The organism is Bacillus sp. MM09(2025) (genome assembly GCF_050496725.1).
Classification (GTDB): domain Bacteria; phylum Bacillota; class Bacilli; order Bacillales; family Bacillaceae; genus Bacillus; species Bacillus pumilus.
This window is the reverse complement of the sequence record NZ_JBNWEN010000003.1, coordinates 72,514-90,604: the sequence shown is the minus strand read 5'-3', so window position 1 is coordinate 90,604 and position 18,091 is coordinate 72,514. Positions and strand designations below refer to the sequence as shown.

The window sequence follows — 18,091 nt, the reverse complement described above, 5'->3', positions numbered from 1 at the left end:
CGAAAAGTTATGTTCAGAATCACTTGACTTCTGCCAATATTAGTTTATTCGTTCTTGACTTAACTTAAACCTAAAATCAATCATTTTATCACAATTTTTTATTATAATACAAATACAGCAAATATGCCATTGTTTTTGTTTACCCGTTTCCCACCATAGGAAAAACCCAGGAGGAGCATCCTGAGTTTATTCGGAACCTCTTTTGGTCAGCATTTGATGAATAACATTTGCCGTTTCTTCAACTGCTTTATTCGATACATCAACAACTTGACAGTTAATGCGGTCCACCACTTTTTCAAAATACTCTAGCTCTTCTTTAATCCGTTCAATGTTCGCATAAATGGCGCGATCATTTAAACCTAGAGATTTCAAACGCTCTTTACGAATATGATTTAGTTTGTCTGGACTGATTTTCAGACCGATGCATTTCTTTGGATCAACTGAAAATAACTCCTCTGGCGGATCTACTTCAGGAACAATTGGAACGTTCGCTACCTTCAGCCGTTTATGCGCCAAGTATTGAGATAGTGGTGTCTTAGATGTACGTGATACACCGATGAGCACAATATCAGCCTTTAGAATGCCTCTTGGGTCTCTGCCGTCATCATACTTCACTGCGAACTCAATGGCTTCAACCTTCTTAAAATAGTCCTCATCTAATTGACGTACACGCCCCGGCTCATGTTTCGCTTCATTTCCATAAGCAGTCTCCATTTTGTCGATCAGTGGTCCGATGATGTCATAATAAACAACTCCGTTTGCTTCTGCCTCTTCGATTAAGAATTGGCGCATTTCTGGCACAACAAGAGTAAAGCAGACGATTCCGTTATCTGCTTTCGCCAGTGAAATGACTTCTTTAATCGTACCGACATCCTCTACATATGGGATTCTTCTAATATTTGAATGGTCTGATGAGCCGCCATCAAATTGGCTAAGTGCCGCTTTGACTACGAGCTCTGCCGTTTCTCCTACTGAATCTGATACCACAAAAATTACGCGATTACTCATAACATCCCCTCGCAGTCTTCTGAAATTAGATTATTTCGTTCTCCGATAAGCTAACAAGTATTTTCGTCATGTTTGTTTTTGTAATTCTGCCGACCACTTCAAAGCCTTTATCCGTATCTTTTATAACAGGAAGTGCGTCTATCTGCTTTTCAATCAAGTGCTTCGCCACATCCATAATGAAATCTTCCTTGCGGCAAACGGTGATGTTCGGCATTCTTGTCATAATGATATGGACAGGAATCGATGGAAGCTCCTGTTTTCCAATACTCGCGCGAAGAAGATCCTTCCTTGACAACACGCCTGTTAAAATAGAGTGATCGTCCACAACGAATAATGTGCCCACATCCTCTAAAAACATCGTACAAATCGCATCATAAACTGAAACATTCTCATGTATCACCACTGGAATGGATTGAAAATCTTTCACTTGAAGTTTTTTCAGCTTATCTGCTAAAAGCTGCGTGCCTGTTTTTCCTGTGAAAAAGTAGCCGACCCTTGGTCTTGCTTCTAAAAAGCCTGACATCGTTAATATGGCTAAGTCCGGTCTGAGGGTCGCCCTCGTTAAGTTCAGCCGATCGGCGATATGCTCTCCAGTGATCGGACCATTCTCTTTGACAATCTGTAAAATCTGCTCTTGCCGTTTATTTAACTCGATTGTACTCACCACCTTTAAATAGAGAGAGCGAATCTTTACTTTATGTATATCATTTTCATAACTCATCATATTATAGCGCATCTTTGTCCGAATGAAACAAAAATCCACTCAAAAACCGTGAATTAAATGAGTAAAAAACGATTGCCCTTCAAAAAAAGGCAACCGTTCTTAGGTATTTATTTTACAATTAAATTGTTCATATTCGCAAATGATTGAATGACTTTAGCTAGTTTCACCATTTGTGCCAAACGATTTCGCTTCAGCTTTTCATCATCTGCATGAACCATTGTGTGATCGAAATAATGAACAATCGGTGTTTTTAACGTATCAAGTGCCTCAAGCGCTGCACTGTATTGCCCTGCTGCTTCATGTTCATTGACAGCTGTCTCTACTTGCTGATACGCCTCATAGAGCTTTTGCTCGTGCTCATTTTCAAACAGCTCAGGCTGAATCTCTGCGTCTTCTCCTTTTTTACTGATTGAAATGACGCGTCCTAATGCTTCTGCTGTTTCTTTGAAGCTTTCTTGTTTCACACTCTCTTCAAGAACAGCTGCTTTTTTCACAACTGCATAAGGTTCAATATTTTCAACATCCAGTACTGCATCGACAACATCATGACGGATATGCTCTGCTTGGAGGACATATTTTAAACGGTATGTTAAAAATTCAATGAGAGCAGTTTCATGTGCGGCTTCTACTTGAGCAAGTGCCAAAAGCTCTTTGAATGAAATGTTCCAATGACGATCAAGCAGAATTTGAACGATACCGCTCGCTTGTCTTCTTAGTCCATAAGGATCTTGAGAGCCCGTTGGAATGACATCAATTGAGAAGAAGGAACAAATAGAATCCAGCTTATCGGCTACTGCCACAATCGCACCAATTAAAGTGGAAGGCGCCTCATCACCGGCAAAGCGCGGCATATAGTGCTCGTTGATGCTTTTAGCCACTTCTTCATGTTCACCAAGTGCTTTTGCATATTTCTCGCCCATGATTCCTTGTAATTCTGGGAATTCATAGACCATTTGAGTCACAAGGTCAAACTTCGAAATACTGGCGGCTCTTGCCACACGCTCTGTCGTTTCGTCATCTGCACCGACATGTGCCGCTAGACGCGTCGCAATGTCTGTCACTCTCTTTAGCTTGTCGCCAATTGTGCCAAGTTTCTCATGGAATACAACCTTATCAAGCTTCTTAATATTGTCTTCAATGACTAGTTTTTCGTCTTCTTTATAGAAGAAGGCAGCATCTGATAAACGCGCACGAAGGACTTTTTCGTTCCCTCTTGCGACATTTTCAAGCGCCTCACTGTTTCCGTTTCTCACCGTAATAAAGTGAGGCAATAATTCTCCTTGCTCATTTTTCACAGGGAAATAGCGCTGATGCTCTTTCATTGTGGTTACCAAAACTTCCTCCGGCAATGCAAGGAATTCTTCTTCAAAGGAACCAGATAGTACCGTTGGGTATTCTACAAGATTGTTGACCTCTTCTAGAAGCTCAGGATCAACAGGAATCACCCAGCCTTTTTCAGAAGATAGAGCATTTAGCTGCTCGGTAATGGATTGTTTTCTTTTATCTGAATCTGCAATGACAAATTGATCGCGCAACGTTTGCTCATAAGAAGCAGGAGAGTCGATGGTAGCTGCCTTACCAAGGAAACGGTGTCCTCTTGTCTCACGGCCGCTTTTCACCCCAGCAATGTCAACTGGTACAATCTCCTCTCCAAATAAACAAACAATCCATTTAATCGGACGGATGTAGCGTAAATCTTTACTTCCCCATCTCATGTTCTTTGGAAAACTTAATGAAGCAGCGATCTCACCTAATGCTGGCAGAAGGTCTTTAACTTGCTTTCCTTCTTGAAACTTCTGGACATGGACATAATCCACTCCTTTGATCTCTTTAAAATAGAGATCATCTGTTGAAGCACCTTGTCCGCGGGCAAAACCTTCCGCTGCTTTTGTCCAATTGCCTTCCGAATCTTGCGCGATCTTTTTAGCCGGACCTTTTGCTTCTTCTTTGATGTCTTCTTGTTTTTCTGCGACACCTTTCACAAGTACAGCAAGACGTCTTGGTGAGTTAAATAGAGCAGCATCTTCAAATGAAATGTTTTGCGCTTCAAACCACGCTTTTACTTTTTCACCTAGCTGCTTTGTGCTTTCTGGCATGAAACGAGCCGGCATCTCTTCTAAGCCGATTTCGAGTAATACATCTTGTTTATTCATGAGAAGCCGCCTCCTCTTTTAGCATAGGGAATCCCAATTTTTCTCGTTCTTCATAATAGGTTTTGGCAACTTTTCTTGCTAACTGGCGCACTCTTCCGATATATCCAGTTCGCTCAGTAACAGAAATTGCGCCCTTTGCATCAAGCAAGTTAAACGTATGAGAGCATTTCAGTACGTAATCGTATGCTGGGTGAACAAGCCCTTTGTCCATTTGGCTATGCGCTTCCTTCTCATAAGTCGTAAATAGCTCAAACAGCATGTCAGTATTAGATGTTTCAAATGTATAAACAGAGTGCTCATATTCAGCCATTAAGAATAAATCTCTGACCGTAAATCCGTCAGTCCATTCAAGATCGAAGACATTTTCTTTGTCCTGAATGTAGGAAGCAAGACGTTCAATACCGTATGTGATTTCAACGGAAACAGGCTTACATTCTAAGCCGCCGACTTGCTGGAAATACGTGAATTGGGTGATTTCCATTCCATCAAGCCATACTTCCCAGCCAAGTCCTGCACAGCCAAGAGATGGGTTTTCCCAATTGTCTTCGACAAAACGAATATCATGTTTCAGCGGGTCAATACCAAGCGCTTTCAATGATTCAAGATACAGTTCTTGAATATTGTCAGGTGACGGCTTAATGATTACTTGGAATTGATGATGCTGATACAATCTATTTGGGTTTTCTCCATATCTGCCATCAGCCGGGCGTCTTGAAGGCTCTACATACGCTACCTTCCATGGCTCTGGACCAATGCTTCTGAGGAACGTGTATGGACTCATCGTTCCGGCACCTTTTTCTGTGTCATACGCCTGCATTAATACGCAGCCTTCATTTGACCAATGCTTTTGCAGCGTCAAAATCATGTCTTGAATATTCAATGATCGCACCTCCATCTTTTCTACACCATCCGCTATGTATGGCGGGTGGGTCTAGAACCTCGCAAAAGAACACAAAAACTCCCGTCTCTATGCTCGCAAGGCTCCTTGCAAACATAGGGACGAGAGTTTTTCCCGCGGTTCCACCCTATTTGCTGGTATCGTAGCAACCAGCCGCTTTGTTTTACGTTGCTCAAGAATGCCTTTCGTTACGCCTCCATCCTTAGCTCACACCGCCCTAAGGTCGCTTTTATGGGTTCTGCGCAAGTACTTCTTTCTGTCAATGCAACATATTTTATCTTAGATGATCTTACAAAAAGTCATGGAAGATGTCAACTTTTGTTTTCCCCGCCCATGAGCTTTTTCATGGATTCCATCTGATTCATGAATTTTTTTGATTTCAAATAAAGGCCTGAATACTCTTCATAGTAGTGATCGAGCACTTGACGAATTTCTTGTTTCGTCTGCGGTTTCACATCCACCTGACCGAGCCTTGATAAATCAAAATAATGAAATAAACGGAGCAGCCTTGCAGCTGCTGGGGATAAGGGCAGTTTATACGGATCTTTAGAAAAGCAATTTTGGCAAATAAAGCCGTTGTCTCTAATCGAGAAATGAAACTGCCCTTCTTTTTGACCACAGTGGACACATTGATCCAGTTCGGGCTTCATTCCCATCACTGATAACATTTTGACCTCTACGATAAATAAGATAATATCAGCATCTGTGCCTTCATTCAGATGACGCAGAGATTGAAGCAAGAGCTCAAACAAATAAGGGTTTGGCTTTTTTTCTTCTGTGCCTTTATCGAGTAACTCTGTCATATATGCGGCATATGCGGTCAAGAATAAATCCTCCCGAATGGTTCGCATACTTTCAATCATTTCGCCTTGCTGGAGCGTTCCAAGTCCTGTTGATGATTGGATCAGGAAGGTTCCGTATAAAAACGGCTGGCTTATGGCTGACAGGCGGCTGTTTGATTTTTTCGCGCCTCTTGCCATCACACCAATTTTCCCATGTTCTCTAGTGAGCAGCGTGACAATTTTGTTTGTTTCGCCATAATCTGTTGTTCTAAGGACGATTCCTTCACTTTTAATGAGCATTTGTCTACACTCCGAGCATTGGAGGGGGTCAAGAATTATAAGATTGGAAAATCAAATCGTGCTATCTCTTCTTCAAGTACATCGGGTCTTTCCAGGTTCTCCTTTTCTAACTCTTTGAAAAGCAGATACGTGTCAACGCTTCCTGTTTGTGAAAATACGTTCCATGTAAAATTCAACATAAAAACCCCACCTTTCTTTATTAGAAGCAGCAACGCTACATCCAACATATTAATTTTATCTTGACCAGACTACCTCCATTTCATGATAAACAATTTTTACTAATCGAACCGCACCATTGTCAGGTTTTATGACAACAGCAGCGATTTTTTAATATTCGTCGTCTCTAAATCCGAAGTCACGAAGGTGAGTGGATTTATTACGCCAGTCCTTCTGAACCTTTACCCAAAGCTCCAGATACACTTTTGAACCGAGAAGAGCTTCAATATCTCTGCGCGCTTTTTGTCCCACTTCTTTTAATAAGCTGCCTCGTTTACCAATGACAATCCCTTTTTGTGAATCACGTTCTACGACAATGGTCGCCGCCACATGGATCTTGCCATTTTCATCTGGCTTAATGGATTCGATCGCAACTGCAATGCTGTGCGGGATCTCTTCTCTCGTTAAATGCAGCACTTTTTCACGAATTAATTCAGAAATAATAAACCGCTCTGGATGATCTGTTACTTGATCCGCTGGATAAAATTGCGGGCCCTCAGGAAGATAACCTTCAATCTGCTGAAGAAGCGTGTCAATGTTGTTTCCTTCAAGAGCTGAAATTGGCACAATTTCCTTAAATGGATAACGTGTGCGGTATTCATCAATTAAAAGGAACAGCTCATCTGGATGAATTTGGTCGATTTTATTGACAACTAGGAATACTGGTGTAGATGTTTGCTTGAGTCGTTCAATGATGAATTCATCACCCTTGCCATAGCCTTCCTTTGCATTGATCATAAACAAGATCAGGTCGACTTCCTTCAGTGTATTTTGAGCCACTTTCATCATAAAATCACCAAGCTTATGCTTAGGTTTATGAATCCCTGGTGTATCGATAAAGATCGTTTGTGACGTGTTTGTTGTTAAGACACCTTGCACTTTGTTTCGCGTTGTTTGGGGCTTATCACTCATGATGGCGATCTTTTGTCCAATCACACGATTAAGAAAGGTTGATTTTCCTACATTTGGTCTACCAATAATTGATACAAATCCTGATTTGAAGCTTTCGTTAGTCATTTAAATCCTCCGGTGAAAATGCGCCTGGCAATAGTTCGTTTACTGTTGTTTCGTATATTTGTCCTTTTAAGTTCGTTAGAATCACTGGCATGTCAGGTGCACATAGCTCTGAAATAACCTGTCTGCATGCGCCGCACGGCGAAACAGGCCGGTCTGTATCAGCTACTACCGCTAGCATTTGAAACGATGTGATGCCTTCTGAATAGGCTTTAAAAAGTGCTGTTCTTTCCGCACAATTACACATACCATATGCTGCATTTTCAATGTTGCAGCCGCCATACACTTTTCCATCATTCGACAACAATGCTGCACCGACTTTGAATTTCGAATAGGGTACATATGCAAAATCTCTTGCTTTAACTGCTTCTGAAATCAACTCTTGTTTGTTCATTCCTAGTTCCCACTTTCAGAAGAAATGGTACCACTGTCACATTTATATTTTACATAATTCACGTGACATTTTCACGCCCATTTCTAAAAATGTTAATAAATAGTAATATTGTTCTATTGCATGATCTTCGGTAAGAAGATGATCAACCCAATCATAACCGAAATCGCGGCGTAAACGCAAACAGCGCCTGCTGCGGCGTCTTTCGCTTTCTCAGCAAGTGGGTGCCTCTCTTCTGTCATAAGGTCCACTGTATGTTCAATGGCTGTATTGACAAGTTCAAGCGCAAACATCCCCCCGCACAAAAGCAATACGATCATCCATTCGAATGGTTCAATGTGAAACCAAAAGCCGCAGATCACCACGATGATGGCTGCGACTGTGTGAAATCGAAAATTCCGTTCATTCAAGAAAGTTCGCCATATTCCTCTAAATGCATAATAAAAACTCCGAAAAAAACGGGCAAGCGGCCTTCTCTTCTTACGAAGATCTTGAAAGGCCATAATCATCCAAGATCTTTGTCTGTTTGGCGAACATTTCTTTTTCATCTTCCTCTGTCATATGATCAAACCCGAGTAAATGAAGGAACCCATGAATGGTGAGAAATCCAAGTTCTCTCATAAAAGAATGTCCGTATTCCTCTGCCTGTTCTTTTGTACGGTCCACGCTAATGATGATGTCACCGAGTACAGGCGGAATATCATCAGCACCAATGATTTCAATTTCCCCTTCTCCTTCTTCCTCAAGTGCAAAGGAGATCACATCTGTCGGTGCGTCTTTTCCGCGGTATTCTTTATTAATTTGATGAATCTCTTCATTTGAGACGATCGTCACTGATACCTCCGCTTGATCTTTGACCTCAAGGGCATCAGCAGCGAATTGAAGAAGCTTTTCCACTTCTTCAAGCTGTTCTTTTGTTACTTGTCCTGTTTCATCTATTAAATCGATTAACAATGTCATTTACTTCACCTTCTGCTTCGGGGCATCTGGATATTCAATCCGAGAATGGAAAATCCCCTTTAATGTTGTACAAATCGTTTGACTAATAATATTTAACTCTTTAAATGTCAGATCACATTCGCTGAATTGCCCATCCTGCATTTTATCGGAAATAATGCCTTTGACGAGCTTTTCGATCCGCTCTGGATTTGGATTATGCATCGATCGTACCGCTGCTTCCACGCTGTCCGCTACAGAAATAATCGCCGCTTCTTTTGATTGCGGTTTTGGTCCAGGATAACGGAATTCTTCTTCTGTCACCTGATCATCACGCTCTTTTGCCTTATAGTAAAAGAACTTTAACAGTGACTTGCCGTGATGCTGTTCAGCAATATCGACAAGCTCTTCGGGAAACTTCTTTTCTCTCAGCATATCAGCTCCATCTGTCGTATGGGCAATAATGATATTTTTACTTAGCTGAGGGGAAAGTTTGTCATGCGGATTATCAATATTCATTTGGTTTTCAATAAAGTATTGCGGCCTTTTCGTTTTGCCAATGTCATGATAATAAGCGCCAACCCTTGCTAAAAGACCGTTTGCTCCGACTGCTTCACATGCCGCATCCGCTAAATTTGCCACCATGACACTATGATGATATGTACCTGGTGTCTCTGTTAAAATCTTTTTAAGCAGCGGATGATTTGGGTTTGATAGTTCAATCAGCTTCATTGTTGAAAGAATACCGAACATACTCTCAAACACAGGCATTAACCCAATGACCAAAATAGATGATGCAAACCCTGACACAATCGCCATCATAAGGTTTACACCGATTTCAAGCCCTGATGGTGAGGAGTTTTGAATCAGCGTAATGGATAGAACCACAAGGACATTCACCAAAGCGACCCAAAGCCCTGCCTGCAATATTTTTGAACGTGCATTATGCTTTCTCAAAAATAAAATGCCCGCCATCCCGCTCACAAGGTAATAAGCGCAGATCACATAGTTAAAGACGCCGGTTACTCCTTGATTAAACATCATACTGCCGCAAAGAGCAAATACAAGGCCAGAGAAGATCGCCAGCCGCTCATTGATAAGGAGCTTGATCAGCATCGTGCCAAGTGCCACTGGCACCACATAACCTATTGTCGTATACTTTGTTTCCTGGAAGAGACTGAATACTTCCATGATAACTAAAATAATGGTAAAAATGAGCGAGTAGAGCAGCAACGACTTATTCTTATGAACAAGCGATTTTTTCCTCGATTCAAGTGAATGAATAATCGCTGCTAAGAACAGGCCTATCAATATCATAAGACCGCTTACAGGCTTAATCAAATTGGAGCTGTTTAAGAGCCCTGTCAGTTCTAATTTACGATACACTTCTCGGTCAATAAGTTCTCCTTCTTCGACTAAGATTTGCCCTTGCTTAATCTGAACCGGCTGAATATTATCTGCGGCTTCTTGTCTTTTCTTCTCTGTCGCCACTGGATCAAATACATAGTTTGGAATGATCGCAAATTCACCGATTTCTTTCGCTGCATTTAAGTATTTGGATGGAATTGAGTTATTTTCAAGCTCTGTTTTCACTTGTTTTTTCTCTTCTTGTAATTTCGCTGCTGTGATTTCTTTACTCATCAGTGAATTCACCACTGTGATGATGGAATCCTTATTAAAAGAGAGATTTTCGTCACTTGCCTGAAGCAGTGCTTTAATAGATTGGTCTGATACAGCCTCCTGCATATCTGATGTGAGTTTTTCTTTGACACGCTTGACCATTTCTTTATCTGATGGTGGATTTTCTTTTTCATCAGCTGCTTTCTTCTCTTCTTTAATGGCTTCAAAAAGGGAGGAGATGAGGTCAACACGATTGTCAGAATACGCTTTTTTGAGTGTATATTGATCCTCTACTTGATCTGTTGCTTCTTGCTTCTTTTCTTCTGTCGCTTCTTGATCATCAACGGTTGATGGAGAATAGATGGTCTGTTCGCTCACTGAAAACAAATCTAAGTCGAGCGATTCAGGCTTTACATGGAAGAAGAGCACCACGAATAGAATGGCTGCTAAACCAGCGTATAGCAATACATTTAAATAACGTGAGCGCTCCATTTTCTGAGGTTCTTTTTTAGACAGCAGTCTTTTGCGCTTACTGTCTTTCTGATTCTTTCTCAAGGAAAGTACCTCCTTTTTTACTTTAAACCACGATCGAAACAAAATGACCCGATGTAGACGATCGGGTCACTAAGGTCATTTTTGCTTTTCGTATGCTCCGATGATCTTTGCCACAAGGGGGTGTCTGACCACATCTGTCTGGTCTAGCTCAATAAATGAGATGCCCTTGATCTCTGCAAGCATGTCCTTTGCAGCTGCAAGGCCAGACTGCATGCCCTTCGGCAGGTCAATCTGTGTAATATCTCCTGTAATGACCATTTTAGAGCCAAACCCAAGTCTCGTCAAAAACATTTTCATTTGGGCGGGCGTTGTATTCTGCGCTTCATCTAAAATAACAAATGCATCATCGAGTGTCCGTCCTCTCATATAGGCAAGAGGCGCTATTTCAATCACACCACGCTCAATTAAACGTTCTGTATGATCACTGCCAAGCACATCATGCAAGGCATCATATAGTGGTCTTAAATAAGGATCTACTTTTTCCTTTAGATCACCTGGTAAAAAACCAAGACTTTCTCCTGCTTCAACAGCTGGCCTTGTCAAGATAATTCGTTTCACATGTCCATTTTTCAGTGCATGTACCGCGTTGACGACTGCCAAATACGTTTTCCCTGTTCCAGCTGGTCCAATTCCAAAGACCAAGTCATCTTTTTTCATCGCCGCAGCATATTCCCGCTGGCCAATGGTTTTTACCCTGATTGACTTTCCTTTAGCATTTTTCGTAATTTCATCTTCATACATATTTTCAAAATAATTGAGCTTGTCTTTTTGCGCCATTTTGATGGCATATACGACATCCCGTTCAGAAATCTCAATTCCTTTTCGGATGAGATGTAAGAGAGATGTCATCAGACGGCTCGCTGTTTCTCTTGATGCTTCCTGTCCAGAAACATACACTTTTTCTCCGCGCGTAATAATGGAGACATTCAGCTCGTTTTCCATCAGTTTCAGATAAGCATCTTGATTTCCAAATAAAGCAATCGCTTCGTTTGGGCTATCTAATTTTTGTTGAATTTCAAGTAAATGTTCTGTCATTCTCTAGTCTCCCTGAACAATAGGTGTTGGTTGAACAATATCTTCTATTACTTGGTAAAGGATGATTAACTTAACTTTACCATTCCCTGTTGTCTCGTGCAAAACTTTTTCACTTTTCACCTCTCCTGTTTGACCTAGCTTCTCTTCTAATTCTTTTTTACCCATTTTAATCCCTGCTTGAACCGCTTCTTTATTTGTGTATGTCCGGTTAATTTTTTCACTTTCGCGTGTCGTTTCTTTTTCATAGGAAAATGGGAGCTGGAACTGTAAGAAATGGAGTGGGTGAACTTCTGTTTCGATTTTTGGCTGCTTAAAATCATCCTTTTTAAAGGAAAAGCCCCAAAATGGCATTGAACCTCCAAATGCGGAGAGCTTGTGCTTTGTCTTCATTTTACCCGTAAAGACATCAAAAGATGTTCGAAGAGGGACAGAAACTTCAGAACGGTACCACGTTTCTCCATAAATTTTCGCTTTAGCACCGACCGTTTTTTGCTTGTCTTCACTGCCGATGAGGCCTGAGACGAGCATTTGTCCTTTCTTCACATGTTCATCAACTGCGGCAAGCGGCTCCCCTTTTTCCACATACATTCTTGTGATGACCGCCTTCTTCTTAGCCACAATATGCTGAGGACTCGTATATTTCTCTTTCTCAGGCTCATTTTTTTCCACAACTTTCATTTGAAATGTTGTACCGTTTAGTTCAACGCCAACCCATGTAATGCTTTGAATATTGGCGGTCAGTGATTTTTGAATTTTTTCAGGTGTTCCCATTAGAAACTGAAAACGGCCTTTTTGCACCCCAATCTCGTCTAAATGTTTTCTCATCTGATGTTCAGTTTCTGGATTGGCTCCTTTAATATCTATCTTCCACACCATGTTTGAAAGCGCCAATATCGTCACTAGAAAAAACACAATCCCAAAGGTAAACCCAATATTCTTTCTTGACCATAGGAGAAGGAATGGAAATCCCTTCCTTTGATGAAATGAACATGTTACCTCATAATGTCTTTGTACTTTTCTGAAGGCATGTACATCTGATAAGCGAATAAATAAGCGCACGCTGTCTTGACGGCGGCTCACTTGAAACATTGTGATCCCCTGTCTCGTGCACTCATTGATGAGCCGCTCAATGCCGCTTCCCTTGATCTCCACTTCCACTCTGCCAATAAAATAGGCAAACCATTTATTCTTCACACTTCTCCCCTCCGTCAGTTAAGAATCAATATAACGGACCTCATCGATTTTCCCTTCTAATAAGATCTCTTCTGGCAAAATCGTTTTAATCACAAAATCTTTCCCTGAAATAATGCATTGTCCTTGTTTGAGCATCAACCTTACCTCTTGATCACTGAAAAGCAAAAGCCCTTTATGGTTCTCTATGTAAATGTGGAGTCTGCCAACCATCGTAATACGGGGAAGATCCATCATGACGTCTGGAGGGATTTCAAGTGTTCTTGTCAGCCATGCTTTAAGTCGATTTTTTCTTTTTCCCATTCAATAAGAACCCCTTCCCACCTCATGTGTATGAGATCAAACTGAAAGATGGTGAGACTGATGAGAAAGCCTCTATGTCATCTTATTCCTCAGCGGTTCAGATCATGCTAATGAATCCCGCAAAACGGCCATTTCATCATTTTTCACTGCGAGAGGTCTCCATCAGGTCAAATAAAAAAAGTCCCTTTTTATATAAAGGGACTTTTTTGTTTATCTGTTATATGGCCGTTTCATCGTTCTGTGCGGCTTTTTCGCGCGCGGCTCTCCAAATACTTCTCCAAGAAGCATGCCTTGAACAACAGTATTTTGATTAAGCTTGTCAATGACGTGCGGCTTCATTTCCGCAGCAGAAGCTTTGGGCTTGGTCAGCTGCCTTTCAAGAGATTGGAACTCTTTATTCAGCTCGCTTTTTCTTTCTTCCATTTCAGCTAGTGTAGCGGTATAACGATCCTGTAAGGACTGTGATCCTTGCTTCTTCATCCCGCCATGATCATGTACATCGCCGAAATCGTCCAACTGGTCTGTTTTGACCGGGTTTGGGCTCGTTTGTTCTGCTTTCTTTTGAGACATAGGCTTATTCTGAGGAGCCGGCTTATGTTGCCGGTTGTTTTGTTCCTTCTCCTCTTGTTTGCCGATTTTTCCAAATACAGCAGAGATAATACCGATGATAATCGCAATTAGTAACGGATTTTCAAATAGAATGTCCATTGGGCTCCCTCCTTAAAGCGTGAGAGGATGCTTATTTGTTTTCATTATCAGATGGACCTTTTGTCATTTTACCAAATGAATCTCTCATGTCCGTATCAGCATCGATATTCTTAATGTTCATGTAGTCCATGACTCCAATATTACCTTCACGTAATGCTTCAGCCATGGCAAGTGGTACTTCAGCCTCTGCTTCTACGACTTTCGCGCGCATTTCTTCAACTCTTGCACGCATTTCTTGCTCCTGGGCAACAGCCATTGCGCGGCGTTCTTCTGCTTTTGCCTGTGCAATGTTTTTATCTGCTTCTGCTTGGTCTGTTTGCAGAATTGCCCCGATGTTCTTACCGATATCCACATCTGCGATATCAATCGAGAGAATTTCAAACGCAGTACCTGAATCTAATCCTTTACCAAGAACCGTTTGAGAAATCATATCTGGGTTTTCTAGAACCTTTTTATGATTATTTGATGAACCAATTGTAGAGACAATCCCTTCACCTACACGAGCAATGATTGTTTCTTCCCCTGCACCACCGACAAGTCGTTCGATGTTTGCACGAACTGTAATACGTGCTTTTGCTTTTACTTCAATCCCGTCCATTGCCACACCAGAGATAAATGGTGTTTCAATGACTTTAGGGTTTACACTCATTTGTACAGCTTCAAGTACGTCACGGCCTGCTAGGTCGATCGCTGCACAGCGTGCAAAGTTCAATTCGATATTCGCACGTTGAGCCGCGATCAATGCATTTACAACACGGTCAACGTTACCACCTGCAAGGTAGTGACTTTCTAATTGGTTAATCGTCACATCAAGACCTGCTTTATGTGCTTTGATGAGCGGATTGACCACTCGGTTTGGAATAACGCGGCGAAGTCTCATTCCTACAAGTGTAAAAATGCTCACTCTTACGCCAGCCGCTAGGGCAGAAATCCACAGCATCACCGGTACAAAGGTGAAGAAGATCGATAGAACGATCAGACCTGCTGCGATAATCACAAATAATAGTAAAGTAGATGGATCCATTTTATTCCTCCTATAAAATCAGTTATCTATACTTTCCTCACGACAATGCGTGAGCCTTCCGCTTTCACAATTTTTACTTTTTCATCCTTATCGATGAATGCACCTTCTGACACAACATCAATGCGCTCATCTCCAAGTACAGCCGTCCCAGATGGGCGAAGCGCTGTTAATGTAACAGCGATCTGTCCAACAAGATCCTCTCTTGTTTCATTTGAGACATAACCACTTTCTTTATTGGTTGAATCGGTTAAAATGAATTTTTTAAAAAATTTCATACGTTTCCCCAACACCTTTGTCAATATAATAACTGCTATGATTGAAACAGCAGTGGCAATCAAGATGGAAATCGCCATTTCTGTAAAGCTTCCAGCTGCTAAAAATAAGCTGACAACCACACAGATCAGTCCAATGACACCTACGATTCCCCCCGGCAAAAACAATTCCAGGATCAAGAGCAATAACCCTGCTAAAAACAGGAACAACGTCTCATAACCTGCAAAACCTGCCACGAGATGACCATAAAAGAATAGAAGAAGCGCTGTCACTCCCATGGTACCCGGAACTCCAAAGCCGGGTGAATAAAGCTCAACGATTAACCCTAAGCTTGCGATGGATAAAAGGATTGGAATGACAATTGGGTGCGTGAAAAAGCGCGCAACCTTTTCAGCAAAGCTCACTTCATCGTATTGAATAGAAGCGTCTGCTAAATTCAGCTTCTGAAGCAAGTCATCCATATTTTTCGCTTCCCCTTCTGCATAACCGAATTGAAGGGCACGGTCTGTATTGAAGGTAAGCAATTCTCCTTTTGGTGCACCAGCTTCTTTTGCGTCTATATTTACATCTGCCATTGCAAGTGCATACTTTGGATCACGCCCCTGCTTTTCGGCAGCGTCACTCATTTCAGCAAGCCATAGCGATTCAGATTTTTGATCGGCAGCATTGCCTTCTCCGTCAATGATCGCAGCAGCCCCCATCTTTCCATTTGGGGTCATATAGATTTGGTCGGCATTTAGCGCAAGGAAAGCCCCTGCTGAAAGCGCTCTATGATTCACAAACGCTGTCACAGGGATATCAGACGCACGAATGGTATCTGCGATCTCAAGCGCCGCATCGACTGCGCCACCTGGTGTATTGATGTCTAGAATGATATGTTTCGCTCGTTCGGACTTTGCCTGCTCAAATGATCGCTCAATAAATTGAGAAAGTCCTTTTTCTACTGTATCTTCAATTGGGATAACATGAACTTTCTGATCTGCTGATTTCGCGGTCAATTGAACCCCTAATAATAAGCATATTATAAAACAGCTGAAGAGAGCAATAGAAATTTTTATTTTTTTCATCTATTTGGTGATCCCTCCTCTCTATCTTCCATTTTACCGTTCCTTTACATACGTTACAAATGTATCATAGGTTTCATTTTTATATGACAGATTGATGAGGGTATAAAAAAAGTACCCTTCTAACAATAGAAGGATACTTTTTTATTGAGACAGCTGCTCGCTGACAAATCTGTTAATGACAGCTCCATCAGCTTTACCTTTTACTTTTGGCATAATAGCGCTCATAACTTTACCCATATCAGCCTTCGATGAAGCGCCTGTTTCAGCGATCGTCTCTTTCACGATCGTTTGCAGTTCTTCTTCAGAAAACTGTTCAGGTAAATAAACGTCTAAGATGTCAATCTCTTTTTGAACTTTATCTACTAAATCTAAGCGATTAGCTTTCGAAAATTCATGGAGGGAGTCTTTACGTTGCTTAATCTCGCGGGAAAGGACGGTTAGTTCCTCATCGCCGGTCAAACTGTCTTTCTTAAGCTTAATTGCTTCATTTTGGAGTGAAGCCTTTACCATCCGAATGACAACAAGCTTGTCTTTCTCACGGTTTTTCATAAAAAGCTTCATATCAGAATTTAATTGCTCAAGAAGACTCATAAAATCCACCCTCTTTAGAATTTACGTTTTCTAGCAGCTTCAGACTTTTTCTTGCGCTTTACGCTAGGCTTTTCATAAAATTCACGCTTTCTTGCTTCTTGCAATGTTCCAGTTTTGGATACACTGCGTTTAAAGCGACGAAGAGCATCTTCAAGCGATTCGTTTTTTCTAACGACCGTTTTTGACATTCTCTTTCCCTCCCTCCGAATACACCAATCGACTGCATTAAAAAAAGATATACATGCGAAACATGTACCTAGATATTATAATATAAGCCTAGTGTGAGGTCAACTAAGTGATTTGGAAATATATTTTCGTCATGAGCAGGTAGACAAGTCCATATATTCATTGGTAAGAGGAGGACTTTTCTATGATGGCGATCATTTATTTTTGTGCACTTATTTTCATTTTTTTATGGTCAATGGGTTTGCTGAGAAAAGGATTAATGGCGCTTGCGTCGTCTCGTATTGAGAAATCACTTCTTCTCTTTACAGATCACCCAGTTAAAGCATTCTTAGTCAGCATTATTTTTACAGGGATTCTCCAAAGCAGTTCGGCGTTTATGGTCATCGTGATCGGCTTTGTCAGTACAGGCATTCTCTCTTTTAAAAAATCCATTCCAATGATTCTTGGTACCAATATTGGCTCCACGTTTACAACAGAATTTATCGCCATTAAAATGGATGTTTTCATGTGGGTCTTGATCCTAGCTGGTCTCATATGTATGATGTTAGGCAGAAAATCTTTTCGGCATGCAGGAAAAAGTATATTTGGACTCGGGATGATCTTTTTTTGTATTCAAGGCTTTTCTAAAATTGCAGGTATGATGACAAGTCAGCCTGAGACATTGCGCTTTCTCGAAATGATGCAGCATTCTGACTGGACGGCGCTGCTTTCGGGTACTATTTTCACAGCAATTGTTCATTCGAGCTCCGTCTGTATCGGCATTTTAATGGGCTTTATGAATGAAGGAACGGTTGGGCTTCAGGAAGGCATCAGCTTTGTGTTAGGATCCAATATCGGGACATGTATTACAGCCGTTATGGCTGCCATATCTGGCGGCTATGCAGCACGTCAAACGGCTTATGCCCACGTTTTGTTTAATGTGCTCGGAGTACTTTTATGTCTCCCATTTCTCGCCATGATGACAGAATTTGTCGCCCTTCTTGCAAACGCTCCAGCTCAGCAAATTGCGCACTTCAGCCTGCTGTTTAATGTGGCAAGCTCTTTGCTTTTCTTCCCATTCATCCGTCCATTTCACACATTGATTATATGTCTTTTACCGAATCAATCAAAATAAAA

Annotated in this window: 20 protein-coding genes and 1 other annotated feature; of the genes, 1 reads left to right on the top strand and 19 read right to left on the bottom strand. The window is 41.4% G+C overall.

The features are described from left to right. Nucleotides 1-186: 186 nt before the first annotated feature. The 19 genes from ACQYAC_RS04590 to rpsU all read right to left on the bottom strand — a co-directional run bounded on the left by ACQYAC_RS04590 (nt 187) and on the right by rpsU (nt 16,977). Nucleotides 187-1,008: a pyruvate, water dikinase regulatory protein gene (locus ACQYAC_RS04590; protein WP_008342399.1), complete on the bottom strand. Its 822-nt coding sequence runs from the start codon at nt 1,006-1,008 to the stop codon at nt 187-189. 25 nt (nt 1,009-1,033) lie between these two features. Further along, the gene (locus ACQYAC_RS04585; RefSeq protein ID WP_024423017.1) at nt 1,034-1,672 is read right to left on the bottom strand and encodes a helix-turn-helix transcriptional regulator; all 639 of its coding nucleotides are present in this window, start codon (nt 1,670-1,672) and stop codon (nt 1,034-1,036) included. Nucleotides 1,673-1,839: 167 nt separating this feature from the next. Further along, a complete protein-coding gene (gene glyS / locus ACQYAC_RS04580) occupies nt 1,840-3,885 on the bottom strand; it encodes a glycine--tRNA ligase subunit beta (protein WP_429942826.1) in 2,046 nt (681 codons plus the stop codon). Further along, nucleotides 3,878-4,765, bottom strand: coding sequence for a glycine--tRNA ligase subunit alpha (glyQ, locus tag ACQYAC_RS04575; protein ID WP_012010611.1), 888 nt, complete (start codon nt 4,763-4,765; stop codon nt 3,878-3,880). Before glyQ ends, glyS begins: the two co-directional genes overlap by 8 nt. 112 nt (nt 4,766-4,877) lie before the next feature. After that, nucleotides 4,878-5,055: a binding site (T-box leader), on the bottom strand. A gap of 39 nt (nt 5,056-5,094) precedes the next feature. Next, a complete protein-coding gene (gene recO / locus ACQYAC_RS04570; protein WP_034661344.1) occupies nt 5,095-5,865 on the bottom strand; it encodes a DNA repair protein RecO in 771 nt (256 codons plus the stop codon). 35 nt (nt 5,866-5,900) lie between these two features. Then, nucleotides 5,901-6,044, bottom strand: coding sequence for a YqzL family protein (locus ACQYAC_RS04565; RefSeq protein WP_003217288.1), 144 nt, complete (start codon nt 6,042-6,044; stop codon nt 5,901-5,903). A gap of 148 nt (nt 6,045-6,192) precedes the next feature. Further along, on the bottom strand, nt 6,193-7,098 hold the full coding sequence (gene era, locus ACQYAC_RS04560) for a GTPase Era (protein WP_058014648.1): 906 nt from the start codon (nt 7,096-7,098) through the stop codon (nt 6,193-6,195). After that, entirely contained in the window at nt 7,091-7,489 is a 399-nt protein-coding gene (locus tag ACQYAC_RS04555; RefSeq protein WP_003217296.1) for a cytidine deaminase, read from the bottom strand. The genes era and ACQYAC_RS04555 overlap by 8 nt, the downstream gene beginning before the upstream one ends. A 113-nt stretch (nt 7,490-7,602) precedes the next feature. Then, nucleotides 7,603-7,989, bottom strand: a complete 387-nt coding sequence (locus ACQYAC_RS04550; protein ID WP_044139413.1) for a diacylglycerol kinase family protein — start codon at nt 7,987-7,989, stop codon at nt 7,603-7,605. Next, on the bottom strand, nt 7,967-8,446 hold the full coding sequence (ybeY, locus tag ACQYAC_RS04545) for an rRNA maturation RNase YbeY (protein WP_061408615.1): 480 nt from the start codon (nt 8,444-8,446) through the stop codon (nt 7,967-7,969). Before ybeY ends, ACQYAC_RS04550 begins: the two co-directional genes overlap by 23 nt. Continuing rightward, nucleotides 8,447-10,558, bottom strand: coding sequence for an HD family phosphohydrolase (locus ACQYAC_RS04540; protein ID WP_429942941.1), 2,112 nt, complete (start codon nt 10,556-10,558; stop codon nt 8,447-8,449). Between the two features lie 114 nt (nt 10,559-10,672). Then, on the bottom strand, nt 10,673-11,632 hold the full coding sequence (locus tag ACQYAC_RS04535; RefSeq protein WP_003217430.1) for a PhoH family protein: 960 nt from the start codon (nt 11,630-11,632) through the stop codon (nt 10,673-10,675). 3 nt (nt 11,633-11,635) lie between these two features. After that, nucleotides 11,636-12,826, bottom strand: coding sequence for a sporulation protein YqfD (yqfD, locus tag ACQYAC_RS04530; protein WP_058014645.1), 1,191 nt, complete (start codon nt 12,824-12,826; stop codon nt 11,636-11,638). A gap of 18 nt (nt 12,827-12,844) precedes the next feature. Next, nucleotides 12,845-13,126 (bottom strand): sporulation protein YqfC, encoded by a 282-nt coding sequence (gene yqfC / locus ACQYAC_RS04525; RefSeq protein ID WP_012010618.1) that lies wholly within the window; start codon nt 13,124-13,126, stop codon nt 12,845-12,847. Between the two features lie 210 nt (nt 13,127-13,336). Continuing rightward, nucleotides 13,337-13,834 (bottom strand): hypothetical protein, encoded by a 498-nt coding sequence (locus ACQYAC_RS04520; RefSeq protein ID WP_429942825.1) that lies wholly within the window; start codon nt 13,832-13,834, stop codon nt 13,337-13,339. A gap of 31 nt (nt 13,835-13,865) precedes the next feature. Continuing rightward, the gene (gene floA, locus ACQYAC_RS04515; protein WP_034661354.1) at nt 13,866-14,858 is read right to left on the bottom strand and encodes a flotillin-like protein FloA; all 993 of its coding nucleotides are present in this window, start codon (nt 14,856-14,858) and stop codon (nt 13,866-13,868) included. 26 nt (nt 14,859-14,884) lie between these two features. Then, nucleotides 14,885-16,198 carry an NfeD family protein gene (locus tag ACQYAC_RS04510; RefSeq protein WP_429942824.1) on the bottom strand — a complete coding sequence of 438 codons (1,314 nt, stop codon included), beginning with the start codon at nt 16,196-16,198 and terminating at the stop codon, nt 14,885-14,887. 141 nt (nt 16,199-16,339) lie between these two features. Then, a complete protein-coding gene (locus tag ACQYAC_RS04505) occupies nt 16,340-16,789 on the bottom strand; it encodes a GatB/YqeY domain-containing protein (RefSeq protein WP_058014642.1) in 450 nt (149 codons plus the stop codon). Between the two features lie 14 nt (nt 16,790-16,803). Continuing rightward, nucleotides 16,804-16,977 carry a 30S ribosomal protein S21 gene (gene rpsU / locus ACQYAC_RS04500; RefSeq protein ID WP_003152957.1) on the bottom strand — a complete coding sequence of 58 codons (174 nt, stop codon included), beginning with the start codon at nt 16,975-16,977 and terminating at the stop codon, nt 16,804-16,806. 182 nt (nt 16,978-17,159) lie between these two features. Between rpsU and ACQYAC_RS04495 the strand changes: the two genes are divergently transcribed. Further along, complete coding sequence (locus ACQYAC_RS04495) at nt 17,160-18,089, top strand: Na/Pi symporter (RefSeq protein WP_180310500.1); 930 nt, start codon at nt 17,160-17,162, stop codon at nt 18,087-18,089. The last annotated feature ends 2 nt before the right edge of the window (nt 18,090-18,091 follow it).

Excerpts from the sequence above, each read along its gene's own strand:
- recO (WP_034661344.1), bottom strand. The coding sequence starts at position 5,865 with ATGCTCATTAAAAGTGAAGGAATCGTCCTTAGAACAACAGATTATGGC.
- ACQYAC_RS04535 (WP_003217430.1), bottom strand. The coding sequence starts at position 11,632 with ATGACAGAACATTTACTTGAAATTCAACAAAAATTAGATAGCCCAAAC.
- ybeY (WP_061408615.1), bottom strand. The coding sequence starts at position 8,446 with ATGACATTGTTAATCGATTTAATAGATGAAACAGGACAAGTAACAAAA.
- ACQYAC_RS04590 (WP_008342399.1), bottom strand. The coding sequence starts at position 1,008 with ATGAGTAATCGCGTAATTTTTGTGGTATCAGATTCAGTAGGAGAAACG.
- floA (WP_034661354.1), bottom strand. The coding sequence starts at position 14,858 with ATGGATCCATCTACTTTACTATTATTTGTGATTATCGCAGCAGGTCTG.
- ACQYAC_RS04510 (WP_429942824.1), bottom strand. The coding sequence starts at position 16,198 with ATGAAAAAAATAAAAATTTCTATTGCTCTCTTCAGCTGTTTTATAATA.
- era (WP_058014648.1), bottom strand. The coding sequence starts at position 7,098 with ATGACTAACGAAAGCTTCAAATCAGGATTTGTATCAATTATTGGTAGA.
- ACQYAC_RS04565 (WP_003217288.1), bottom strand. The coding sequence starts at position 6,044 with ATGTTGAATTTTACATGGAACGTATTTTCACAAACAGGAAGCGTTGAC.
- ACQYAC_RS04555 (WP_003217296.1), bottom strand. The coding sequence starts at position 7,489 with ATGAACAAACAAGAGTTGATTTCAGAAGCAGTTAAAGCAAGAGATTTT.
- ACQYAC_RS04505 (WP_058014642.1), bottom strand. The coding sequence starts at position 16,789 with ATGAGTCTTCTTGAGCAATTAAATTCTGATATGAAGCTTTTTATGAAA.
- ACQYAC_RS04550 (WP_044139413.1), bottom strand. The coding sequence starts at position 7,989 with ATGGCCTTTCAAGATCTTCGTAAGAAGAGAAGGCCGCTTGCCCGTTTT.
- yqfC (WP_012010618.1), bottom strand. The coding sequence starts at position 13,126 with ATGGGAAAAAGAAAAAATCGACTTAAAGCATGGCTGACAAGAACACTT.
- rpsU (WP_003152957.1), bottom strand. The coding sequence starts at position 16,977 with ATGTCAAAAACGGTCGTTAGAAAAAACGAATCGCTTGAAGATGCTCTT.
- ACQYAC_RS04495 (WP_180310500.1), top strand. The coding sequence starts at position 17,160 with ATGATGGCGATCATTTATTTTTGTGCACTTATTTTCATTTTTTTATGG.
- ACQYAC_RS04520 (WP_429942825.1), bottom strand. The coding sequence starts at position 13,834 with ATGGACATTCTATTTGAAAATCCGTTACTAATTGCGATTATCATCGGT.
- glyS (WP_429942826.1), bottom strand. The coding sequence starts at position 3,885 with ATGAATAAACAAGATGTATTACTCGAAATCGGCTTAGAAGAGATGCCG.